The organism is Streptomyces sp. DI166 (assembly GCF_900091315.1).
Classification (GTDB): Bacteria; Actinomycetota; Actinomycetes; order Streptomycetales; family Streptomycetaceae; genus Streptomyces; species Streptomyces fuscus.
Map to the genome: position 1 here is coordinate 16,946 of NZ_FLSP01000020.1, position 22,681 is coordinate 39,626.

Below are 22,681 nucleotides of genomic sequence, written 5' to 3' on the forward strand. Positions count from 1 at the left end.
GAGGGGAAACAGCGCGTGACCGTCAACATGACCAAGGGTCAGGCCATCAGTCTGCAGAAGAGCGACGGCGGCAGCCTGACCGCGGTGCGCATGGGTCTCGGCTGGCAGGCGGCCCCGCGGCGTGGCCTGTTCGGCTCGCGCACCCGGGAGATCGACCTGGACGCCTCCGCGGTCCTGTTCGCCGACAAGCAGCCGGTCGACGTGGTCTTCTTCCGTCACCTGGTGAGTGACGACGGCTCGGTCCGGCACACCGGTGACAACCTGGTCGGCGGTGTCGGCCAGGGCGGCGACGACGAGGCCATCCTCGTCGACCTGCAGCGGGTCCCGGTCCACATCGACCAGATCGTCTTCACCGTGAACTCCTTCACGGGCCAGACCTTCCAGGAGGTGCAGAACGCCTTCTGCCGCCTGGTCGACGAGACCAACGGCCAGGAGCTGGCCCGCTACACGCTCGCGGGCGGCGGCGCCTACACGGCCCAGATCATGGCCAAGGTGCACCGCAACGGCACCAACTGGACGATGACGGCCCTCGGCACGCCCGCCAACGGCCGCACCTTCCAGGACCTGATGCCCGCGATCCTGCCGCACCTGTAAAGCCCAGGGGCATTCCGTCCGGATCGGCCCGGTGCCGCGGCCGCCCCGCGGTACCGGGCCGATCCGGGTGACAGACCACAGTGGCGCGCGCGTACGCGCACCGCACGACACCGGACACAGCGACACAGGGGGACGAAGGCGATGACGGCCGAGCTGGTGCGGGGGCAGAACCACCCGCTTACCCAGGTCCGTCTGGAGATCCGGGTCTCGGCCGGCGCGCCGATCGTGGCGGGAGCCACGCTCGGCGACGAGGACGGCCGGATCCACGGCACGGAGTGGGTGGCCCATCCGGGCTCGCCCACCCTGCCGGGCCTGGAGGTCTCCCGGCAGGCCGCGGCGGACCACCGTCTCGCGGTGGACCTGGACGCCGTACCGGAAGCCGTGCACCGGGTCAGCGTGCTGCTCGCCCTGCCCACGGGCGTGGGCGGACCGGTCCGCTTCGGCGCGCTCGCCGCCCCCTTCGTCGCGGTCACCGGACTGGACGGCTCCGAGGTGGCCAGCTACACCATCACCGGCCTGGACGCCGAGTCCGCCGTCATCGCCCTGGAGCTCTACCGCCGCCAGGGCGCCTGGAAGGTGCGCGCCATCGGCCAGGGCTACGCGGGCGGCCTCGCCGAGCTCCTCGCCGACCAGAACCTGCCCGAGGCCGGACCGCTGGCAGGCCGCATCAACGAGGCGGTGGCCCAGGGCCTGGCCCGTTCCGTCCCGGCCCCGCCCAGCCGCACCGCCGACACCAGCGACCGGCACCGGCCGCAGACCGCGCCCGCGGTCGGCCCCGACCAGAACGGCACCGCACCCACCTCGCCCTACGGCACCCAGGGCGCCCCGGGGCCCGTACCGCCCACGCCGCCCGCCGCGCCGTACGGAGGACAGCCGCCGCAGAACACGACCCCGGCGCAGGGCGACCCGTCCGCCACCGGCGGCGGCGTCAACTACAGCCACCCGCGCCGCCAGACCGCCCCGCCGCCCCCCGCCCCGCCCGCGCCCCCGGCGCAGCCCGGTCAGCCGGGGCAGCCCGTCGCCGGTGACGCGACCGGCTGGTCCATGGAGGAGCGGCTCTACAACCAGGTCTGGGGCATGTTCGAGGACCTGGCCCGGACCGCGGCGGCCTACCGCAGCGCCGTCGACTTCGCCGACTCGCGCATGGAGAAGGAGCTGGACCACGTCCTGTCCGACCCGCGCAGCCGGATCGGCGGCCAGGGGGACGCGGCCCGTGAGGCGGCCCAGGCCAAGCGGGCCCAGCTCGTGGACCAGGCCCGGGCCGGTCTCGACCGGGACGTCGCCCAGCTCAAGGCGGAGTCGGACGTCGTCGAGCCCGCCCTGCCCCCGGCGTACGCCCGCTGGGACAACCCGGTCTGGCACGCCTACCGGGTGCCGATGGAGACGCCCATGGCGCTGCGTCTGGGCGATCTGCGGCTGCCCGAGGCCGAGGAGCTGAGCATCCCGATGCTGGTCCGGCTGCCGCTGGAGCGGGGCCTGTGGATCGACAGCGGCCAGTCCCCTTCGCTGGACGGCGCCTTCCACGACTCGCACGAACTGCGCCGGCTCGCCCTGGACGCGGCCGTGGCACACGCGGCCCGGCTGCTCGCCGTGTACCCGGCCGGGGACTTCACTGTCCATGTCATCGACCCGGCCGGTTCCGGCGCCCAGGCGCTCGCGCCGCTGGTGCAGACCGGAGTGCTGGCGGGGCCGCCTGCGGCCGGCGCGGCGGGGGTGACCGATGTGCTCGGCCGGCTGACCCAGCGCGTGGACCTGGTGCAGATGGCGGTGCGCGGCGGCGCCCCGGAGTCGCTGCCGCCCGGCTTCGACACCTCCGAGCAGCTGCTGATCGTCAACGACTTCCCGCACGGCTTCGACGACCGGGCCGTGAACCAGCTGCGCTACCTCGCCGACGAGGGCCCGTCCGTCGGGGTCCATCTGATGATGGTCGCCGACCGCGAGGAGGCCTCCGCCTACGGCCCGCTGCTGGACCCGCTGTGGCGTTCGCTGCTGCGCCTCACGCCGGTGCCCGAGGACCACCTCGCCGACCCCTGGGTGGGGCACGCCTGGACCTACGAGCCCCCGCTCGTGCCGCCCGGCAGCCAGGTGCTCCAGCAGGTGCTGACCCAGGTCGCCGAGGCGCGCCGCGCATGGAACCGGTGACCTCACACGGCCTTTACAAAGCAATCGTAAAGCGGTCCTGACCTGGGATTTTGGTCTTTATTTTACTTAGCTCTTTACCTTTCCTTGGTGGTGGGGGTACTCTCGTCCGTACGGAGGGGAGTACTCCCTGACTGCTGCGGCGTACCCGTCAATACGGATCCGGTCGGATCCCGGGGCGCCGGCCCGACCTTGGGTGGAAGAGACCTCCGGCAGCGACGACAACGCTGACTCATTGCCGTGACGTACTGCCGGAGGCGCAGTGGATGTTTCCGTGACCCTGTGGGTCCTCACGATCGTGGGCCTCGCCGCCCTGATCGCGGTCGACTTCTTCATCGGCCGCAAACCGCACGACGTGTCCATCAAGGAAGCCGGCATCTGGACCGTGGTCTGGATCGCCCTGGCCGGGCTCTTCGGCCTCGGCCTGCTGGTCTTCGGGGGCGGACAGCCCGCCGGTGAGTTCTTCGCCGGCTTCATCACCGAGAAGTCGCTGAGCGTCGACAACCTCTTCGTCTTCGTGCTGATCATGGCGAAGTTCGCCGTGCCCTCGCAGTACCAGCAGCGCGTGCTGCTCGTCGGTGTGCTCATAGCCCTGGTGCTGCGCGCGATCTTCATCGCCGCCGGAGCCGCGATCCTCGCCAGCTTCGCCTGGGTGTTCTACCTCTTCGGCGCCTTCCTGATCTGGACCGCCTGGAAGCTCATCCAGGAGGCCCGGTCCGGCGACGAGGAAGAGGAGTTCGAGGAGAACAAGCTCCTCAAGGCCGCCGAGCGCCGCTTCGGCGTCGCCGACCGCTACCACGGCACCAAGCTGTGGATCCAGCAGAACGGCAAGCGGGTCATGACCCCGATGCTCGTCGTGATGCTCGCGATCGGCACCACGGACGTCCTGTTCGCCCTGGACTCCATCCCCGCGATCTTCGGCCTGACCCAGGACCCGTACATCGTCTTCACGGCCAACGCCTTCGCCCTGATGGGCCTGCGGCAGCTGTACTTCCTCATCGGCGGCCTGCTCAGGAAGCTGGTCCACCTCAGCTACGGCCTGTCGATCATCCTCGGCTTCATCGGCGTGAAGCTGGTGCTGCACGCCCTGCACGAGTCCGGGGTGCACGTCCCGGAGATCAGCATCCCGGTCTCCCTCGGCGTGATCTGCTCGGTCCTGGTCGTCACCACGATCACCAGCCTCCGGGCCTCGCGGAAGCAGGCGGAGGCGGAAGCGGCGCGCACGGAGAGCGAGGGCGCTCCGAAGGACAGCATCGGCGCCTGACCACGTCGGACGTAGAAAGAACCGTCACCGGGAGGGGTGCCTGGCGATTGCCGCGCACCGCTCCCGGTGATTGCTTTGTTCTGAGCGCGTTCCCCGGCCCGGGGGCGCAGTGGCCGGCGGAGGTTTTCCGTGAAGTTCGTGCAGATCATCGACTTCGAGACCGAGCGGCTCGACGAAATGGAGCAGCTGGTCGAGGAGGCGCGGCAGGGCATGGCGGCCAAGGAAGGCGGTCCCACCCACCGCATCCTCCTCAAGGACCGTGACACGCCGGGGCGTTACCTCGCCCTCATCGAGTTCGACTCCTACGAGGAGGCCATGCGCAACAGCGCGGACCCCGACACGAGCAAGATGGCCGAGCAGATGGGCGCGCTGTGCACGCGTGAGCCCCGCTACGTCAACTGCGATCTGGTGGAATCCAGCGACCTGTGACGGTCCGGCACCCGGGTGACGGGCCCCGTACGGCCGACGTGCGGGGCCCGTTCCCCTTTGCGACGATCACTGCATGATCACTCGGGTCAGGGCGCTCACCCTTCCGTGGACGTCCGTCGTGCCGGTGCTCGCGGTCGTCCTGCTGGTGTTCACCTGGGGCCGGGACCTGCCCGGCGTGGTCGTCGGCGTGGTGACGGTGGTGCTCGCCGGGGCCGTCCTGGCCGCCGTCCACCACGCGGAGGTCGTCGCCCACCGGGTCGGGGAGCCCTTCGGCTCCCTGGTCCTGGCGGTCGCCGTGACGGTCATCGAGGTCGCCCTGATCGTCACCCTGATGGTGGACGGCGGCGCCAAGGGCGCGACCCTGGCCCGCGACACCGTGTTCGCGGCCGTGATGATCACCTGCAACGGCATCGTCGGCCTGTGCCTCCTGGTCGGCTCCCTGCGCCACGGCACCGCGGTCTTCAACCCCGAGGGCACCGGCGCCGCCCTCGCCACCGTGGCCACCCTCGCCACCCTCAGCCTGGTCCTGCCGACCTTCACCACCAGCAAACCCGGCCCGGAGTTCTCCAGCGTCCAGCTGACCTTCGCCGCGCTCTCCTCGCTGATCCTGTACGGCCTGTTCGTCGCGACCCAGACCGTCCGGCACCGCGACTACTTCCTGCCCCTCACCAAGCACGGTGAGGTCATCACCGCCGACAGCCACGCCGAGGCGCCCTCCGCGCGCACCGCGCTGATCAGCCTGGGCCTGCTGGGCCTGGCGCTGATCGGGGTGGTCGGCCTGGCCAAGGCGGTGTCGCCCACCATCGAGTCGGTCGTGGAGTCGGCCGGCCTCAAACACGCCGTCGTCGGCGTCATCATCGCCCTGCTGGTCCTGCTGCCCGAGACAATCGCCGCACTGCGCGCCGCCCGCCGCGACCGGGTGCAGACCAGCCTCAACCTCGCCCTCGGCTCCGCGATGGCCAGCATCGGACTGACCATCCCCGCGGTCGCCCTGGCCACGATCTGGCTCTCCGGACCACTGATCCTGGGTCTCGGCCCCACCCACATGCTGCTGCTCGTGCTGACCGTCGTGGTGGCCTCCCTGACGGTGGTGCCGGGGCGGGCCACACCCCTCCAGGGAGGGGTGCACCTGGTGATCTTCGCCGCCTACCTGGAGCTGGCGATCAATCCATGACCGGCTCCCGCGCGGGGACCGACGCCGGGCGGGTCTCCGGCAGCAGCGCGAAGCAGCACAGGCTGAGCAGCGCGATCCCGGTCAGATACGCCCCCACGCCCCACGGCACCCGACCGCCCTGCTCGGTGAGCGCGGTCGCCGCGATCGGCGTGAGCGCCCCGCCCAGCACCCCGCCGAGGTTGTAGCCGACAGCCGCCCCGGTGCAGCGCACCCGGGGCTCGTACAGCTCCGGCAGATAGGCGGCGATCACCGCGAACATCGTGATGAACGCCAGCATCGCCCCCAGGAACCCGACGAACATCAGCACCGGCTCCCCGGTCGCCAGCAGCGCCACCAGCGGAAGCATCCAGACCGCCGCTGCCGCGCACCCCGCCAGGCACAGCGGCCGCCGCCCGTACCGGTCCCCGAGCAGCGCGAACACCGGCGTCAGCGCCCCCTTCACCAGGACCGCCGCCATGATGCAGACCAGCATGACCGTACGGCTCACCCCGAGCCGTTCGGTCGCGTAGGCGAGGGACCAGGTGGTCACCGCGTAGAAGATCGCGTACCCGATGGCCAGGGCCCCGGCCGTCAGCAGGACCAGCCGCCAGTGGTCGCGCACCACTTCGGCGAGCGGCACGCGCGCGGGCTCGTCGATCTGCAGGAACTGCGGGCTCTCGGCGAGCGAGGACCGCAGCCACAGTCCGGCCACCGCGAGCACGCCCGCCGCCCAGAACGGGACCCGCCAGCCCCACTCGGCGAACTGCGCCTCCGACAGCGTGGCCGCCAGCAGCAGCGTCACCCCGTTCGCCAGCAGGAAGCCGACCGCCGGGCCGATCTGCGGAAAGCTCGACCACAGCCCGCGCCGCCCGGCGGGCGCGTGCTCCGCCGTGAGCAGCACCGCCCCGCCCCACTCCCCGCCGAGCCCGAGCCCCTGCAGGAACCGCAGCACGAGCAGCAGCACCGGGGCCGCCACGCCGATCGTGTCGTACGTCGGCACACAGCCGACCGCCACCGTGGAGGCCCCTGTCAGCAGCAGCGAGGCGACGAGCACCGGCCGCCGCCCGTGCCGGTCGCCGATGTGCCCGAACAGCACGGAGCCGAGCGGCCGGGCCACGAACCCGACCCCGAACGTCCCGAACGCGGCGAGGGTCCCCGCGACCGGCGAGAACGTGGGGAAGAACAGCGGCCCCAGGACCAGCGCCGCCGCGGTCCCGTAGACGAAGAAGTCGTAGAACTCGATGGCCGTCCCGGCGAGCGAGGCAGCCGCGAGCCGGAGCATGGAAGGCGCCTTTGCGGTGCGTACGTCGTGCATGCCGCGTCAACCACCCGCGGTGACCGAGGGTTACGGGGGCGCGGCCCGGATGCTCAGTACGTGACGGTGATGCGCCGGGCCGGGCCGTCGACGCGGACCAGACCGCCGTAGGGGATCACGAGTTGCGGGTCGGTGTGGCCGAAGTCCACGTCGAACACGATGGTGGTGTCGGGCGCGTAGATGCGCATGGCGCGCAGTACCGCCTCGCGCTGCTCCTCGGCGTAACGCGCCGCCTCCTCGGGGCTGTTGGGGCGGTCGAAGGACCAGGTCCTCGCGCGGCCCATCAGCAGCGCGGAGAAGCGCTGGAGCAGTCCGCGCTCGCCCATGTTGCGCAGGGTGCGGAAGACCTCCGCGCCGCTCGGCATCTCCTCGGAGGTCTCCAGGAACAACACGCCGCCGTCGTAGACGCTCAGGTCGTGGGAGATCTCGCGGTCGGCCATCAGCAGCCAGCCCAGGATCTCCAGACAGCCGCCCCAGCTGCGGCCCTCCACCACGCGCTCGGCGTTCACCCAGGACCAGTCGGCGGCCGGACGCATCGGCGGTTCCGACTGGAAGGCGGCGGGGTCGGCCCAGTCGCGGCTGATGTCGTTCCAGCTCTCGGCGGGCGTGAGTTCGTAGGGGCCCGAGGTGAACAAAGCCGCGCGCAGCGAGTGCGCCGTCAGCGGGTTCATGGCGCCGGGGCGGCCCAGTTCACACATGACGGTAGCGCCGTGGTAGCTGACGATGCCGGTGTTCCACAGATAGGCGAGCAGGTTGGTGTTGTCGCTCATCCCGATGAACGGCTTGGGGTTGGCGCGGATCAACTCCCGGTCCAGGTACGGCAGTACGGTGATCTGGTCGTCGCCGCCGATGGACGCGATCACCGCCTTGACGTCCGGGTCGGCGAAGGCGGCGTTGACGTCGGCGGCCCGTGCCTGGGGCGTGGCGCCCATGGTGCGGGTCGTCGGGTACTCGACGGGTTCGAGGTCGTACTCCTTGCGCAGCCGCTCCAGCCCTAGTTCGTAGGGGAGCGGGAAGAGTCCGGGCAGACCGGCTCCGGCCGAGATGACGGCTATGCGGTCGCCGGGGGAAGGCTTGGGCGGATACGAGATCGTCGTCATGCCGTCGCAGCGTACGGGCCGTCACCGTCCGCTCGCACCGTGATAAACCGGGTCCCAGCAGCGGCCCTTCGAACGGGGCCGCCCACGTCTGACGGACCGGAGGAACCGTGCCCCGCACCCTGGCCAACGCCCCGATCATGATCCTCAACGGCCCCAATCTGAACCTGCTCGGGCAGCGGCAGCCCGAGATCTACGGCTCCGAGACGCTCGCCGACGTCGAGGCGATGTGCGCGAAGGCGGCGGCCGCGCACGGCGGGACGGTGGACCTGCGCCAGTCCAACCACGAGGGGCAACTGGTCGACTGGATCCACGAGGCGCGTACCGGCCACTGCGGCATCGTGATCAACCCGGGCGCCTACTCGCACACGTCCGTCGCGATCCTGGACGCGCTCAACACCTGCGACGGCCTGCCAGTGGTGGAGGTCCACATTTCCAACATCCATCGCCGGGAGTCCTTCCGGCACCACTCCTACGTCTCGCTACGCGCCGACGGGGTCATCGCCGGCTGCGGGGTGCAGGGCTATGTGTTCGGAGTGGAGCGGGTGGCTGCCCTGGTGGGGGCGGGGCGGGCCGAGGCCTGACAGCCCTGGGCCGCCGGTCGAGGGCGGGGATGTGACCGGCGGCCCGTACCGCGCAGGAGCCGTCATCCTGCTGCGGAATGCTTTCAGTTGACTACGCCACGGCACGCGCCGGGAGCGCGCGCGGTGCGCGGGTACGTGTGAATGATTCACACGGGGCGCGCGGAACGTGTCGTACGCCCCGCGCGCGCACTGTGCCGAGCCACCGGCGCGCGTGAATCGTCACGCGCCCCGCGTGCACTCCGAAGTTCACTACCGGCGCGCGCCCCGAAGTGCACAACCCGCGCGCAGCCCGCGGCTCACCACCCGCGCGCGTGCCACTCCGGCAGACGCGGGCGCTCCGCGCCCAGCGTCGTGTCCTTGCCGTGCCCCGGGTACACCCAGGTCTCGTCCGGGAGCGCGTCGAAGATCTTCGTCTCGACGTCGTGGATCAGGCTCGCGAACGCCTTCGGGTCCTTGAAGGTGTTGCCCACCCCGCCGGGGAAGAGGCAGTCCCCGGTGAACACATGGGGATGCCCGTGCGGGTCGTCGTAGACCAGGGCGATCGAGCCCGGCGTGTGCCCGACCAGGTGGCGCGCGGTCAGCTCCACGCGCCCCACGCGGATCACATCGCCGTCGTCGACCAGGACGTCGGTGGGCACGGGGATGCCCTCGGCGTCCTCGCGCCCCGCGTAGGTGCGCGCGCCGGTGGCCTCGACGACCTCCGCGAGCGCCTGCCAGTGGTCGCCGTGCCGGTGGGTGGTGACGACGGACCTGATGCCGTCGTCACCGATCATGCCGAGCAGCACCCGCGCGTCGTTCGCCGCGTCGATCAGCAGCTGCTCGTCCGTGGCCCGGCAGCGCAGCAGATAGCAGTTGTTGTCCATCGGGCCGACCGCGATCTTGGTGATCATCAGGTCCTTGAGCTCGTGCACGTCCGCCGGGCCGCCGACCGTCACCTCTCCGCTGTACGTCATGTCCTGAGCCTATAGCGGGGGGAGCGCCGGGAGCGGCCCGCCGGCGGCGGTCAGCGCCGCGCCGTCCCGGCGGCCGCAGAGCCAGCCGAGCAGATCCGCCCGGCGCCCACTGACCGCGATCGGGTCCCCCTCGCCGCGCCGCCCGGTGAAGAGCTGCCGGCCGTCGTCCTGGGTGATCGTCACGGCGGGTACGTCGGGGTGGTCCCGGAACCGCTCCGCGAGGAAGTTGATCTCGCGCTGGGTGAACTCCTCGGACAGATCCTCCAGCTCGTAGCCGATACCGAGGTCCACGTGGTGCAGCTCCACCTCGACCCACCGCCGGAACGGCACCCGGGCGGCGCTGTCGGTGACGCCGCCCCGCAGCTCCACGGTCCTCGACCAGTCCGCGGGCGCCTGCGCGGCCCGCGCGAACCGGGCCGCGCTCTCGCGCACGTCCGCGAGCTGGACGGCGAGGGGGCGCGGCGCGTCCCGCTCGATGTCGGCGTCCCGGGCCTCGCCGCTGACGTACATGGGGCGCCCTTCGAACACGTTCACGAGGGCGTCCGCGTTGCGGGCGAGGTGGGCGAGGACATGGCCGCGGGTCCAGCCGGGCAGCCGGGACGGCTCGGCGACCGCGGAGTCGTCCAGTTTCGCGGCAGCGGTGAGCAGCCGTTCGGTCGCTTCCTGTACAGACGCCAGGTCATGAGCGTGATCAATCATGATGCTGACCCTAGTCCCGCCACTCCTTCGGGTGAAGGTGGCGAAGGAGTGCCGTAAATCGAATGCACGTGCTATATGGTCGGACGTGGCGTCGGGCATTCTGGAGGGCTGGGGATTGTTACGCCTCTCGGAATCCGACCGGCGTTGTCAGTGGCTCCCCCTAGTCTGAGAACGACGGGGGCCTCGCCCCTGTCACTTCTCCCAAAGAAAGGTGCGGACCGGCGTGGCCGACCGTCTCATCGTCCGTGGCGCGCGCGAGCACAACCTCAAGAATGTCTCGCTCGACCTGCCGCGCGACTCGCTCATCGTCTTCACGGGCCTGTCGGGGTCGGGCAAGTCCTCGCTGGCCTTCGACACCATCTTCGCCGAGGGCCAGCGGCGCTACGTCGAGTCGCTGTCCTCCTACGCCCGGCAGTTCCTCGGGCAGATGGACAAGCCGGACGTCGACTTCATCGAGGGTCTGTCGCCCGCGGTCTCCATCGACCAGAAGTCGACCTCGCGCAACCCGCGCTCGACGGTCGGCACCATCACCGAGGTCTACGACTACCTGCGCCTGCTCTTCGCGCGCATCGGCAAGCCGCACTGTCCCGAGTGCGGCCGCCCCATCTCCCGGCAGTCGCCGCAGGCCATCGTGGACAAGGTGCTGGAGCTGCCGGAGGGCAGCCGCTTCCAGGTGCTGTCCCCGCTGGTCCGCGAGCGCAAGGGCGAGTTCGTCGACCTCTTCGCCGACCTGCAGACCAAGGGCTACTCCCGCGCGCGAGTGGACGGCGAGACCGTCCAGCTCTCCAACCCGCCCACGCTGAAGAAGCAGGAGAAGCACACCATCGAGGTGGTCGTCGACCGCCTCACCGTGAAGGACTCCGCCAAGCGCCGCCTCACCGACTCCGTGGAGACCGCCCTCGGCCTGTCCGGCGGCATGGTCGTGCTGGACTTCGTCGACCTCCCCGAGGACGACCCCGAGCGCGAGCGCATGTACTCGGAGCACCTGTACTGCCCGTACGACGACCTCTCCTTCGAAGAGCTGGAGCCGCGCTCCTTCTCCTTCAACTCGCCCTTCGGCGCCTGCCCCGAGTGCACCGGCATCGGCACGCGCATGGAGGTCGACCCCGAGCTGATCGTGCCGGACGAGGACAAGAGCCTCGACGAGGGCGCCATCCACCCCTGGTCGCACGGCCACACCAAGGACTACTTCGGCCGCCTCATCAACGCCCTCGCGGACGCGCTGGGCTTCCGCACCGACATCCCCTTCGCCGGGCTGCCGCAGCGCGCCAAGAAGGCCCTGCTGTACGGCCACAAGACGCAGATCGAGGTCCGCTACCGCAACCGGTACGGCCGCGAGCGGGTGTACACCACGCCGTTCGAGGGCGCGGTGCCCTTCGTCAAGCGGCGGCACGGCGAGGCCGAGTCCGACGCCAGCCGGGAGCGCTTCGAGGGCTATATGCGCGAGGTGCCCTGCCCCACCTGTGAGGGCACGCGTCTGAAGCCGATCGTCCTCGCGGTCACCATCATGGAGAAGTCGATCGCCGAGGTCTCCGCGATGTCCATCAGCGACTGCGCGGAATTCCTGGGCGAGCTGAAGCTCAACGCCCGCGACAAGAAGATCGCCGAACGGGTGCTCAAGGAGGTCAACGAGCGGCTGCGCTTCCTGGTCGACGTCGGCCTGGACTACCTCTCGCTGAACCGCGCGGCCGGCACCCTGTCCGGCGGCGAGGCGCAGCGCATCCGGCTGGCCACCCAGATCGGCTCCGGTCTCGTCGGCGTGCTCTACGTCCTCGACGAGCCGTCCATCGGCCTGCACCAGCGCGACAACCACCGGCTGATCGAGACCCTCGTCCGGCTGCGCGACATGGGCAACACCCTGATCGTCGTCGAGCACGACGAGGACACCATCAAGGTCGCCGACTGGGTCGTCGACATCGGCCCCGGCGCGGGCGAGCACGGCGGCAAGGTCGTGCACAGCGGCTCCCTGAAGGAACTGCTGTCCAACGCCGAGTCGCAGACCGGCCAGTACCTGTCGGGCAAGAAGGCGATCCCGGTACCGGACATCCGCCGCCCGCACGACCCGTCCCGGCAGCTCACGGTGCACGGCGCCCGCGAGAACAACCTGCGGGACATCGACGTCTCCTTCCCGCTCGGCGTGTTCACCGCCGTCACCGGCGTCTCCGGCTCCGGCAAGTCGACGCTGGTCAACGACATCCTGTACACGCACCTGGCCCGCGAGCTCAACGGCGCCCGGAACGTGCCGGGACGGCACACGCGCGTGGACGGCGACGACCTCGTCGACAAGGTCGTGCACGTCGACCAGTCGCCCATCGGACGCACTCCGCGCTCCAACCCGGCGACCTACACCGGCGTCTTCGACCACATCCGCAAGCTGTTCGCCGAGACCACCGAGGCGAAGGTGCGCGGCTACATGCCGGGCCGCTTCTCCTTCAACGTCAAGGGCGGCCGCTGCGAGAACTGCGCGGGCGACGGCACCATCAAGATCGAGATGAACTTCCTCCCGGACGTCTACGTCCCGTGCGAGGTCTGCCACGGCGCCCGGTACAACCGGGAGACCCTGGAGGTCCACTACAAGGGCAAGTCCATCGCCGAGGTCCTGAACATGCCGATCGAGGAGGCGATGCACTTCTTCGAGGCGGTCCCGGCGATCAACCGCCATCTGAAGACGCTCAACGACGTCGGTCTCGGCTATGTCCGGCTCGGCCAGTCCGCGACGACCCTGTCCGGTGGTGAGGCCCAGCGCGTGAAGCTCGCCAGCGAGTTGCAGAAGCGCTCCACCGGCCGCACGGTCTACGTCCTGGACGAGCCGACCACCGGTCTGCACTTCGAGGACATCAGCAAGCTGCTGAAGGTCCTCTCCGGCCTGGTCGACAAGGGCAACACGGTCATCGTCATCGAGCACAACCTCGATGTGATCAAGACCGCCGACTGGATCGTCGACATGGGCCCCGAGGGCGGCGCGGGCGGCGGCCTGGTCGTCGCCGAGGGCACCCCCGAGGAGGTCGCCGCGGTCCCGGCCAGCCACACCGGCAAGTTCCTGCGGGAGATCCTCGGCGACCGGATCAGCGACGCGACCTCGGTGAAGGCCCCGCGCGGGGCGGCCGCCAAGACGGCGGCGAAGAAGACGGCCGCGGCGAAGAAGACCGTCGCCGCCAAGTCGATCGCCAAGAAGACGGCCACGGCGCGCACCACCAAGGCCGCCAACAGCACCGCCACCAAGAAGGCCGCCGGAGCCGCCAAGAAGGCCCCGGCGAAGAAGACGGCGACCAGGACCCGCAAGTCCTGACCCCGTCCGGCCGAGCACGCCGAAGCGCCCCTGCGGAGACCTCCCGCAGGGGCGCTTCGCCGTTCGGCCCGAAGGTCAGGCCAGTTCGGCCGCGTACGGGGGTTCCGCCCCCGCGCGGGAGCAGGTGATCGCCGCCGCGCGCGCCGCGAACCGCAGCAGCCCGGCCCAGTCCTCCGCGCCGAGCCCGGCCAGCGCCTCGGGGGAGAGCGCGTCCCGTACGGCCAGCCCGTGCAGCAGGGCCGCGTTCACGGTGTCCCCGGCCCCGATGGTGTCCACGACCTCGACCTTCTCGCCCGGTACGGAGTACTCGGAGCCGTCACGGGTGAGGACGGTGAGCCCGTCGCCCCCGTGGGTGATCACCACGGCCGCGGGGCCCTCGGCCAGCCACGCGCGCGGGGTGCCGCCGAGCCAGTCGGCGTCCTCCGCGGACAGCTTCAGCAGGGACACCGACGGCAGCCAGCCGCGGAACCGGGCCCGGTAGGCGTCCGGGTCGGGGATCAGCCCCGGCCGGATGTTCGGGTCGAGGGCCGTGAAGACGCCCTGCGCCGCCGCCTTCCGCAGCAGTCGCTCGTAGGCGGAGGCGCCCGGTTCCAGGACCAGCGAACAGGTCCCGAAGGACACCGCGCGGGTGCCCTCGGGCAGCGCGTCCGGAGCGGTGAACAGACGGTCGGCGGTGCCCTCGACGTAGAAGGAGTACGCGGCGGAACCGCCCTCGTCGATGGTGGCGACCGCCAGCGTGGTCGGCTCCGGCCCGCGCTGCACGTGCGAGACGTCCACCCCGGCCTGCCGCAGCCCGTCCAGCAGGGCCTCGCCGAAGGCGTCGAGGGACGTCCGGGAGCAGAAGGCGGTGGGGGAGCCGAGGCGGCCGAGGGCGACGGCCGTGTTGTAGGGGCCGCCGCCGAGCGCCGGGCGCAGGCTCGCCAGGGCGCCCGTGCCCTGCGGCACGAGGTCGATCAGGGCCTCACCGGCGACGACGATCACGGGACGGTTCCTTTCGCGGGGGGCTGCTCGGGGCAGCCGCACGAGGTGCGGTGGACGAAGGCGCAGTCCAGCCGCACGGTCCGGGCGGGCCGGTCCGGCTCGGCGAGCCGGTCCAGGAGCACCTGTACGGCGCGGGCGCCGATCTCCCTGCTGGGCTGGGCGATCGCGGTGAGCCGGGGCGTGAACAGATCCGCCCAGGCGAAGTCGTCGAAGCAGCACAGGGCGATGTCGTCGGGCACGGAAAGCCCGTGCGCGCGCAGGCTGCGCAGGGCGCCGATGGTCATCGCGTTGTTGGCGGTCACCAGGGCCGTGGGCGGCGCGGCGAGGGAGAGCAGGCCGTCGGTGGCGCGTTCGGCACCGGCGGACTCCGAGTCGCCGTGCACGACCAGCCGCTCGTCGTGGGCGAGCCCGGCGTGCGCGAGGCCGTGCCGGTAGCCGGTGATCCGCTCGCGGGTGGTGCTGAGCCCGGCGCGGCCCGCGACCAGGCCGATCCGCCGGTGACCCAGCTCGGCGAGATGGGTGACCAGCCGGGTCGTCGGTTCGGCGCTCTCGGCGCACACCTGGTCGAAGAGCGGCCCCGCGTCCTCGACCAGCCGGTCGAGGAACACGGTCGGCACCGAGTGGCGGCGCAGGTGGGCCAGGAGGGCCTGGGGCTCGGCGGAGGGCGCGACGATCATGCCGTCCACGCGCCGCTCGTGCAGCAGCTGGACCGCCTTGCGCTCGTGCTCGGGGTCGTCGTGCGGGTCCGCGATGAGCAGGCCGTACCCGTGCTCCAGGGCGGCGGCCTCCACGCCCTGGAGGATCTCGGTGAAGTAGGGATTGCTGATCGCCGACACCGCGAGGCCGATGGAGCGGGTGCGCGCGGTCACCAGTGAGCGGGCGAGGGAGTTCGGGGTGTAGCCGAGCCGTTCGATCGCGTCCAGGACGGCCTGGCGGGTGTGCGGAAGGACCGGGCGGGTGCCGTTGAGGACGTGCGAGACGGTCGCCACGGAAACGCCCGCGTCCCGGGCCACGTCGGCCATGGTCGCCATGGCGTGCCTCCCCTTCACGGACTGTCCTCGCGCTGCCTCTGGCCGGGAAGGTATCGCATCCGGAGGCAGACGTAAACGCTTACGCAAGCGTTTACGCGTCCTCGGCCCCGCCCCCCGGTGCCGTACCCGCTCCCCACCCGACCCCGCCCCGGCCCGGGGATCACCGCCCGGTATCGTCGCGTTGCCCGCCCTTTGACCTGTGGAGACCCGCATGACCGGCCACTCGACCCCGTCTCGCCGTACCGTCCTGCGCGGAGCGGCCCTCGCCCCCGTCGCCGGGCTGGGCCTGGCCGCGTGCTCACCGGGCGGGGAGACGGTGGACGCCGAGCCGACCGCGCCGGTCGACCTGGGCGCGGAGGGCGAGGTCGCCAAGGGCGGGGCGAAGCTCTACAAGGACCACAACGTGGTCGTCAGCCGGGACGACAAGGGCGCCCTGAAGGCGTACAGCACGATCTGCACGCACGCGCGGTGCCCCATCAACACGCTGGACGGGACGAAGCTCGTCTGCTCCTGCCACGGCAGCGAGTTCGACGCCACGAACGGCGAGGTGCTGCGCGAGCCCGCGAGCGTGCCGCTCAAGGAACTGCCGGTGGAGGCCAAGGACGGCCGGATCGTGGTGAGCCCGGCGACCGACGCCTGATCCGCCCGATCAGCCGTCCCGCCCGATCATCGGTCCCGTCCGCTCAGCCGTCCCGTCCGCTCAATCCCAGTCCCACCCGATCCCCACGATCCCGGTCCGCAGCCGCGGCTCGACGAGGTGGGCGGAGTGGTGCAGCGGGCTGAGCGGGAGTTCCTGCCGGCCGCTGCGCGGGGCCGCCGCCGAGTGCTGGACGAACCGGTGGCAGCGCAGCGGCAGTTGGCGCCCGTCGAAGCGGACCTGGAGCGCGTACTGGCCGCCCGCCTGGCGGAACCCGCGCGCGTACTCGTGGGACACCCCGGCCGTGCCGTCCTCGACGCCGTACCGGAAGAGGAAGGTGTCGCCGGAGCGCAGGCGGGTGCCGAAGAGCAGCTCGGCGACGAGGACCCCGGTGTCGTGGTGCGCCCGGACCCGGCCGGTGCGGCAGTTCTCCAGCGCCTGGACCCGCATCAGGTCGGGCGTACAGCCCGGGTCGCCGTGGTAGACGGCCATGAAGCGGTCGACGCCGTCGCGGTGGGCGCGCACGATGTGCTGGGCCTCACGGCCCGCCAGCTCGCGCCGGGCGCCGATCCGTATCCGCTCGTGCAGTCCGAGGGTGTGCAGACCGCCGTCGACCGGGGCCTCCAGGTCGGCCAGCAGTGAGGCCAGGACGCCGTCGGCCTCGACGAGGGACCGGTAGGAGCGGGCGGCGGGCGGGCGTTCCCCCGCCGCGTCCTCGCCGTCGGCGAGCAGGCGGATCAGGGACTCCTCGGGCAGCTGGAGTATCTCCTCCAGCGCGCGCACCGCGCGCAGCGACTCGGGGCGCTGGGGTCTGCGGGCGCCCTGCTGCCAGTAACTCAGACTGGTGACGCCGACCTTGACCCCGTGGCGCGAGAGATGGTGCTGGACGCGCTGGAGGGGCAGCCCGCGTGCGGCGATGGCGGCGCGCAGGGCGACGTGGAAGGGGCCGCCGTTCAGTACCGCGTTCAGTTCCTGGTCCGGCTTCGCGTCCCTGTCCGCGACCGGCTCCGCGGTGGCGACGGCGGCGGCGTCCGCGTGCTGGGGGGCCTGCGGCATGCGGGGGCCTTTCTGTGAAGCGTTCACGACGGCTGGTCGGACCGAGCGTGCGGGCGAGGGGCGGGCCCGAGTTCCCCCGCATTGAAGCGTGTTGACCAAGCCCCGACAACACCTGAAGCCCAACCACCGTGTTCGATTGGCCGGTCATGCACATGTTGTACGCACCACACGCCCGCCGGGCGCCGCTGCTCTACGCACCCCATGCCCGCCCGCCGCCGCTGTTGTACGCACCGCACGCCCTCCCGCCGCCGCCCCGCCACCCCGGCGTCCGCCCGGGCCGTCGTCCACAGCCCCGACGTGCTGTCACCCCTCGCCAGTAGGGTGTGAAGCATGGCCGACCCCTCCAGCTACCGCCCCCGGCCGGGACAGATCCCGGACTCTCCCGGGGTGTACCGCTTCCGCGACGAGCACCGCCGGGTGATCTACGTCGGAAAGGCGAAGAGCCTGCGCCAGCGCCTGGCCAACTACTTCCAGGACCTGGCCGGACTCCACCCGCGCACCCGGAGCATGGTCACCACGGCCGCGTCCGTGGAGTGGACGGTGGTGTCCACGGAGGTCGAGGCGCTCCAGCTGGAGTACTCCTGGATCAAGGAGTACGACCCCCGCTTCAACGTCAAGTACCGCGACGACAAGAGCTACCCGTACCTCGCGGTGACGATGAACGAGGAGTTCCCGCGCGTCCAGGTGATGCGTGGTCACAAGAAGAAGGGCGTGCGCTACTTCGGTCCGTACGCGCACGCGTGGGCCATCCGCGACACCGTCGACCTGCTGCTGCGCGTCTTCCCGGTACGCACCTGCTCGGCCGGGGTCTTCAAGAACGCCACCCGCACTGACCGCCCCTGCCTGCTCGGCTACATCGGCAAGTGCTCCGCGCCGTGCGTGGGCCGTGTCGAGCCCGAGGAGCACCGCGAACTCGCCGAGGAGTTCTGCGACTTCATGGCCGGCCGCACCGGCACGTATCTGCGCCGCCTGGAGAAGCAGATGATGCGGGCGGCCGACGAGCTGGAGTACGAGCGGGCTGCCCGGCTCCGCGACGACATCGAGGCCCTGAAGAAGGCCATGGAGAAGAACGCGGTCGTGCTCGCCGACGCGACCGACGCCGACCTGATCGCCGTCGCCGAGGACGAGCTGGAGGCGGCGGTGCAGATCTTCCACGTCCGCGGCGGACGCGTGCGCGGCCAGCGCGGCTGGGTCACGGACAAGGTCGAGGAGATCACCACCGGCGCCCTCGTGGAGCACGCCCTCCAGCAGCTCTACGGCGAGGAGAGCGGGGACGCCGTCCCCAAGGAGGTCCTCGTCCCGGCCCTGCCCGACCCGGTGGAGCCGGTCCAGCAGTGGCTCACCGAGCGCCGGGGCTCGGGCGTCTCCCTGCGCATCCCGCAGCGCGGCGACAAGAAGGCGCTGATGGAGACCGTCGCGCGCAACGCCCAGCAGGCCCTCGCGCTGCACAAGACCAAGCGCGCCTCGGACCTCACCACGCGCTCGCGCGCGCTGGAGGAGATCGCCGACGCCCTCGGCCTGGACAGCGCCCCCCTGCGCATCGAGTGCTACGACATCTCCCACCTCCAGGGCGACGACGTGGTGGCCTCCATGGTCGTCTTCGAGGACGGCCTCCAGCGCAAGGGCGAGTACCGCCGCTTCCAGATCCGCGGCTTCGCCGGACAGGACGACGTGCGGTCCATGCACGAGGTGATCTCCCGCCGCTTCAAGCGCTACATCGCCGAGAAGGAGAAGACCGGCGAGTGGGTGGACGAGGAGTCCGCCGTGCCGGGCGAGAACGGCCTGAAGGACGACGAGGGCCGCCCCAAGAAGTTCGCCTACCCGCCGCAGCTCGTGGTCGTCGACGGCGGACAGCCCCAGGTCGCCGCCGCCAAGCGGGCCCTGGACGAGCTGGGCATCGACGACATCGCCGTGTGCGGCCTGGCCAAGCGGCTGGAGGAGGTCTGGCTGCCCGGCGAGGACGACCCGGTCGTCCTGCCCCGCACCAGCGAGGGCCTGTACCTGCTCCAGCGGGTACGTGACGAGGCTCACCGCTTCGCCATCACCTACCAGCGCGCCAAGCGCGCCAAGCGCTTCCGGTCCGGCCCGCTGGACGACGTACCGGGCCTCGGCGAGACCCGCAAACAGGCGCTGATCAAGCACTTCGGTTCCGTGAAGAAGCTCCGGTCGGCGACAATCGACCAGATCTGCGAGGTTCCGGGCATAGGTCGCAAAACGGCCGAGACCATCGCCGCGGCCCTCGCCCAGGCGGCCCCGGCCGCACCCGCCGTGAACACGGCGACTGGAGAGATCATGGAAGACACGGAAGACGGGGCGCCCGACCCGACCGAGGGCACCCCGGACGAACGACGGGGGCAGGAGACATGACCGAGCAGGACAAGCAAGAGCGACCAGAGCGACCGAAGGAAAACGGAGCACAGGTGAGTACCGGCGAGAACGTCGTGGTCCCCGAGGCCGCCATCCCCGAGCTGGTGATCATCTCCGGCATGTCCGGAGCGGGTCGCTCCACGGCCGCGAAGTGTCTGGAGGACCTCGGCTGGTTCGTGGTCGACAACCTGCCGCCCGCGCTGATCCCCACCATGGTGGAGCTCGGCGCCCGCTCCCAGGGCAACGTCGCCCGCATCGCCGTCGTCGTCGACGTCCGCGGCCGCCGCTTCTTCGACAACCTCCGCGAGTCGCTCGCCGACCTCGACACCCGGGGCGTCACCCGGCGCATCGTGTTCCTGGAGTCCTCCGACGAGGCCCTGGTGCGCCGCTTCGAGTCGGTGCGCCGCCCGCACCCCCTCCAGGGCGACGGCCGCATCGTCGACGGCATCGCCGCCGAGCGCGAGCTGCTGCGCGAGCTGCGCGGCGACGCCGACCTGGTGATCGACACCTCCAGCCTCAACGTGCACGAGCTGCGCGCCAAGATGGACGCCCAGTTCGCGGGCGAGGAGGAGCCCGAGCTGCGGGCCACCGTGATGTCCTTCGGCTTCAAGTACGGCCTGCCCGTGGACGCCGACCTCGTCGTCGACATGCGCTTCCTGCCCAACCCGCACTGGGTCCCGGAGCTGCGCCCCTACACCGGCCTGAACGAGGAGGTGTCGGCGTACGTCTTCAACCAGCCCGGCGCCAAGGAGTTCCTTGACCGGTACACCGAGCTTCTGCAGCTGATTGCCGCAGGCTACCGTCGTGAGGGGAAGCGCTATGTGACCATCGCGGTCGGCTGCACGGGCGGCAAGCACCGGTCGGTGGCCACCTCGGAGAAGCTCGCCGCACGGCTCGCCGCGCAGGGTGTGGAGACGGTGGTGGTCCACCGGGACATGGGACGCGAATGACAGGACGTACACCGCGGCTGATCCGGGTGGGCCGGGTCGTGCCGGTGGGGCGGATCGGCCGCCCCGTGGAGGCCCGCGGCGGCCGGCCGCGCCGCCGGGGCACCCAGCCCAAGGTCGTCGCCCTCGGCGGCGGCAGGGGGCTGTCCGCCTCGCTTGCCGCGCTGCGCCGGATCACCGGCGACCTCACCGCCGTCGTCACCGTGGCCGACGACGGCGGCTCCAGCGGGCGCCTGCGCGCCGAGCTGGGCGTACTGCCGCCCGGCGACCTGCGCAAGGCGCTGGCCGCGCTGTGCGGCGACGACGACTGGGGCCAGACCTGGTCACGCGTGATCCAGCACCGCTTCACCTCCCACGGCGACCTGCATGACCACGCGCTCGGCAACCTGCTGATCGTCGCCCTGTGGGAGCAGCTCGGCGACCACGTCCAGGCCCTGGACCTGGTCGGCAAGCTGCTCGGCGCGCACGGGCGCGTGCTGCCCATGTCCGCCGTGCCCCTGGAGCTCCAGGCGCTGGTCAAGGGCCACGACCCGGAGCGGCCCGAGGACGTCGAGACCGTACGCGGCCAGGCCACCGTCGCCCTTACCCCGGGTGAGGTCCAGTCCGTGCACCTGGTCCCGAACGACCCGCCCGCCGTCCCCGAGGCCGTCGAGGCCGTCCTGGACGCCGACTGGGTCGTGCTGGGCCCCGGCTCCTGGTTCTCCTCCGTCATCCCGCACCTGCTGGTGCCCCAGCTGCTGGACGCGCTGACCGAGACCAAGGCGCGCCGGGTACTCTCGCTGAACCTCGCCCCGCAGCCCGGAGAAACCGAAGGTTTCTCCCCGCAGCGTCATTTGGAGGTTTTGGGACGACACGCCCCTAAACTCGCCCTGGACGTGGTGCTGGCCGACGAGGCCGCCGTGCCCGACCGCGAGGTCCTCACCGAGGCCGCCAAGCGGTTCGGGGCCGCGGTCGAGCTGGCTCCGGTCGCCCGGAGGGACGGAACCCCGCGGCACGACCCGGAGCTGCTCGCCGCCGCGTACGACCGTATTTTTCGGATGCATGGAAGGATCGGCCCATGGCGATGACGGCAGCGGTGAAGGACGAGATCTCCCGGCTCCCCGTCACCCGGACCTGCTGCAGAAAGGCGGAGGTCTCCGCCATTCTGCGGTTCGCCGGCGGCCTCCACCTGGTCAGCGGGCGCATCGTGATCGAGGCGGAGCTGGACACCGCGATGGCCGCCCGGCGGCTCAAGCGGGACATCCTGGAGATCTTCGGCCATGCCTCCGAACTGATCGTGATGGCGCCGGGCGGGCTGCGCCGCGGCTCGCGCTACGTCGTCCGGGTCGTCGCGGGCGGTGACCAGCTGGCCCGGCAGACCGGCCTGGTCGACGGCCGGGGCCGCCCGATCCGCGGTCTGCCCCCGCAGGTCGTCTCCGGCGCCACCTGCGACGCCGAGGCCGCCTGGCGCGGCGCCTTCCTGGCGCACGGCTCGCTCACCGAGCCCGGCCGCTCCTCCTCCCTGGAGGTCACCTGCCCCGGCCCCGAGGCCGCGCTCGCCCTGGTCGGCGCCGCCCGCCGCCTGTCCATCGCCGCCAAGGCCCGCGAGGTGCGCGGCGTGGACCGCGTGGTCGTCCGCGACGGCGACGCCATCGGCGCGCTGCTCACCCGGCTCGGCGCCCATGAGTCGGTGCTGGCCTGGGAGGAGCGCCGGATGCGCCGCGAGGTACGGGCCACGGCGAACCGGCTCGCCAACTTCGACGACGCCAACCTGCGCCGCTCGGCACGCGCCGCTGTGGCCGCCGGTGCCCGTGTCCAGCGGGCCCTGGAGATCCTCGGCGACGACGTCCCCGAGCACCTCGCCGCGGCCGGCCGGCTGCGCATGGAGCACAAGCAGGCCTCCCTGGAGGAGCTGGGCGCGCTCGCCGACCCGCCGCTGACCAAGGACGCCGTCGCCGGCCGTATCCGCCGGCTGCTCGCCATGGCCGACAAGCGCGCCCAGGACCTCGGCATCCCGGGCACGGAGTCCAGCCTCACCGAGGAGATGGCCGACAACCTCGTCGGCTGACGCCCGTTCAGAACGCCGGTGAACACGCCCACTTGGGGGACGTTCACCGGCGTTTTCGTGGCTGTGAGGCGCCCTTGACTCGATCTTGGTGTGACATGA

General features: G+C 71.6%; 19 protein-coding genes. 12 read left to right on the forward strand and 7 right to left on the reverse strand.

Annotated features, from left to right (window positions below; translation table 11 throughout):
• Positions 1-15: 15 nt before the first annotated feature.
• The 5 genes from GA0115233_RS12585 (at position 16) to GA0115233_RS12605 (ending at position 5,600) form a co-directional block, all read left to right on the forward strand.
• Positions 16-594, forward strand: coding sequence for a TerD family protein (locus GA0115233_RS12585; RefSeq protein WP_093720281.1), 579 nt, complete (start codon positions 16-18; stop codon positions 592-594).
• Between the two features lie 141 nt (positions 595-735).
• Entirely contained in the window at positions 736-2,736 is a 2,001-nt protein-coding gene (locus tag GA0115233_RS12590) for a TerD family protein (protein ID WP_093720282.1), read from the forward strand.
• Positions 2,737-2,995: 259 nt separating this feature from the next.
• The gene (locus GA0115233_RS12595) at positions 2,996-3,997 is read left to right on the forward strand and encodes a TerC family protein (protein ID WP_093720283.1); all 1,002 of its coding nucleotides are present in this window, start codon (positions 2,996-2,998) and stop codon (positions 3,995-3,997) included.
• 129 nt (positions 3,998-4,126) lie between these two features.
• Positions 4,127-4,426 (forward strand): hypothetical protein, encoded by a 300-nt coding sequence (locus GA0115233_RS12600; RefSeq protein ID WP_093720284.1) that lies wholly within the window; start codon positions 4,127-4,129, stop codon positions 4,424-4,426.
• A gap of 73 nt (positions 4,427-4,499) precedes the next feature.
• Complete coding sequence (locus GA0115233_RS12605) at positions 4,500-5,600, forward strand: calcium:proton antiporter (RefSeq protein ID WP_093720285.1); 1,101 nt, start codon at positions 4,500-4,502, stop codon at positions 5,598-5,600.
• Here GA0115233_RS12605 and GA0115233_RS12610 read toward each other — a convergent pair.
• Together GA0115233_RS12610 and GA0115233_RS12615 are read right to left on the reverse strand one after the other, a co-directional pair.
• Complete coding sequence (locus GA0115233_RS12610) at positions 5,590-6,861, reverse strand: MFS transporter (protein ID WP_093720349.1); 1,272 nt, start codon at positions 6,859-6,861, stop codon at positions 5,590-5,592. The two genes, GA0115233_RS12605 and GA0115233_RS12610, sit on opposite strands and share 11 nt — an antisense overlap.
• 86 nt (positions 6,862-6,947) lie before the next feature.
• A complete protein-coding gene (locus GA0115233_RS12615; RefSeq protein ID WP_093720286.1) occupies positions 6,948-7,994 on the reverse strand; it encodes a S66 family peptidase in 1,047 nt (348 codons plus the stop codon).
• Between the two features lie 107 nt (positions 7,995-8,101).
• On the opposite strand from GA0115233_RS12615, the gene aroQ reads away from it, so the two are divergent.
• Positions 8,102-8,575 (forward strand): type II 3-dehydroquinate dehydratase, encoded by a 474-nt coding sequence (aroQ, locus tag GA0115233_RS12620; RefSeq protein ID WP_093720287.1) that lies wholly within the window; start codon positions 8,102-8,104, stop codon positions 8,573-8,575.
• A 296-nt stretch (positions 8,576-8,871) separates the two neighbouring features.
• On the opposite strand, the gene GA0115233_RS12625 is transcribed toward aroQ, so the two are convergent.
• The gene (locus GA0115233_RS12625) at positions 8,872-9,528 is read right to left on the reverse strand and encodes an MBL fold metallo-hydrolase (RefSeq protein WP_093720288.1); all 657 of its coding nucleotides are present in this window, start codon (positions 9,526-9,528) and stop codon (positions 8,872-8,874) included.
• Positions 9,529-9,537: 9 nt separating this feature from the next.
• Positions 9,538-10,227, reverse strand: a complete 690-nt coding sequence (locus tag GA0115233_RS12630) for a maleylpyruvate isomerase family mycothiol-dependent enzyme (RefSeq protein WP_093720289.1) — start codon at positions 10,225-10,227, stop codon at positions 9,538-9,540.
• A 223-nt stretch (positions 10,228-10,450) separates the two neighbouring features.
• Between GA0115233_RS12630 and uvrA the strand changes: the two genes are divergently transcribed.
• A complete protein-coding gene (gene uvrA, locus GA0115233_RS12635) occupies positions 10,451-13,516 on the forward strand; it encodes an excinuclease ABC subunit UvrA (RefSeq protein WP_093720350.1) in 3,066 nt (1,021 codons plus the stop codon).
• A 75-nt stretch (positions 13,517-13,591) separates the two neighbouring features.
• On the opposite strand, the gene GA0115233_RS12640 is transcribed toward uvrA, so the two are convergent.
• Positions 13,592-14,497: a carbohydrate kinase family protein gene (locus GA0115233_RS12640; RefSeq protein WP_093720290.1), complete on the reverse strand. Its 906-nt coding sequence runs from the start codon at positions 14,495-14,497 to the stop codon at positions 13,592-13,594.
• The gene (locus GA0115233_RS12645; protein ID WP_093720291.1) at positions 14,494-15,528 is read right to left on the reverse strand and encodes a LacI family DNA-binding transcriptional regulator; all 1,035 of its coding nucleotides are present in this window, start codon (positions 15,526-15,528) and stop codon (positions 14,494-14,496) included. Before GA0115233_RS12645 ends, GA0115233_RS12640 begins: the two co-directional genes overlap by 4 nt.
• A 211-nt stretch (positions 15,529-15,739) precedes the next feature.
• Here GA0115233_RS12645 and GA0115233_RS12650 point away from each other — a divergent pair, with 211 nt between their 5' ends.
• Positions 15,740-16,168 carry a Rieske (2Fe-2S) protein gene (locus tag GA0115233_RS12650; protein ID WP_093720292.1) on the forward strand — a complete coding sequence of 143 codons (429 nt, stop codon included), beginning with the start codon at positions 15,740-15,742 and terminating at the stop codon, positions 16,166-16,168.
• Positions 16,169-16,228: 60 nt separating this feature from the next.
• Here the strand turns inward: GA0115233_RS12650 and GA0115233_RS12655 are convergent, their stop codons facing one another.
• Positions 16,229-17,221, reverse strand: a complete 993-nt coding sequence (locus GA0115233_RS12655; protein WP_093720293.1) for a hypothetical protein — start codon at positions 17,219-17,221, stop codon at positions 16,229-16,231.
• A 330-nt stretch (positions 17,222-17,551) separates the two neighbouring features.
• Between GA0115233_RS12655 and uvrC the strand changes: the two genes are divergently transcribed.
• Genes uvrC through whiA form a run of 4 tightly spaced genes read left to right on the forward strand, consistent with a single transcriptional unit; the run spans position 17,552 to position 22,582 of the window.
• Positions 17,552-19,588, forward strand: coding sequence for an excinuclease ABC subunit UvrC (gene uvrC / locus GA0115233_RS12660; protein ID WP_093720294.1), 2,037 nt, complete (start codon positions 17,552-17,554; stop codon positions 19,586-19,588).
• The gene (gene rapZ, locus GA0115233_RS12665; RefSeq protein ID WP_093720295.1) at positions 19,585-20,538 is read left to right on the forward strand and encodes an RNase adapter RapZ; all 954 of its coding nucleotides are present in this window, start codon (positions 19,585-19,587) and stop codon (positions 20,536-20,538) included. The genes uvrC and rapZ overlap by 4 nt, the downstream gene beginning before the upstream one ends.
• Positions 20,535-21,602, forward strand: a complete 1,068-nt coding sequence (gene yvcK / locus GA0115233_RS12670; protein ID WP_093720296.1) for a gluconeogenesis factor YvcK family protein — start codon at positions 20,535-20,537, stop codon at positions 21,600-21,602. The genes rapZ and yvcK overlap by 4 nt, the downstream gene beginning before the upstream one ends.
• Positions 21,593-22,582: a DNA-binding protein WhiA gene (whiA, locus tag GA0115233_RS12675; protein ID WP_093720297.1), complete on the forward strand. Its 990-nt coding sequence runs from the start codon at positions 21,593-21,595 to the stop codon at positions 22,580-22,582. The genes yvcK and whiA overlap by 10 nt, the downstream gene beginning before the upstream one ends.
• Positions 22,583-22,681: the final 99 nt, after the last annotated feature.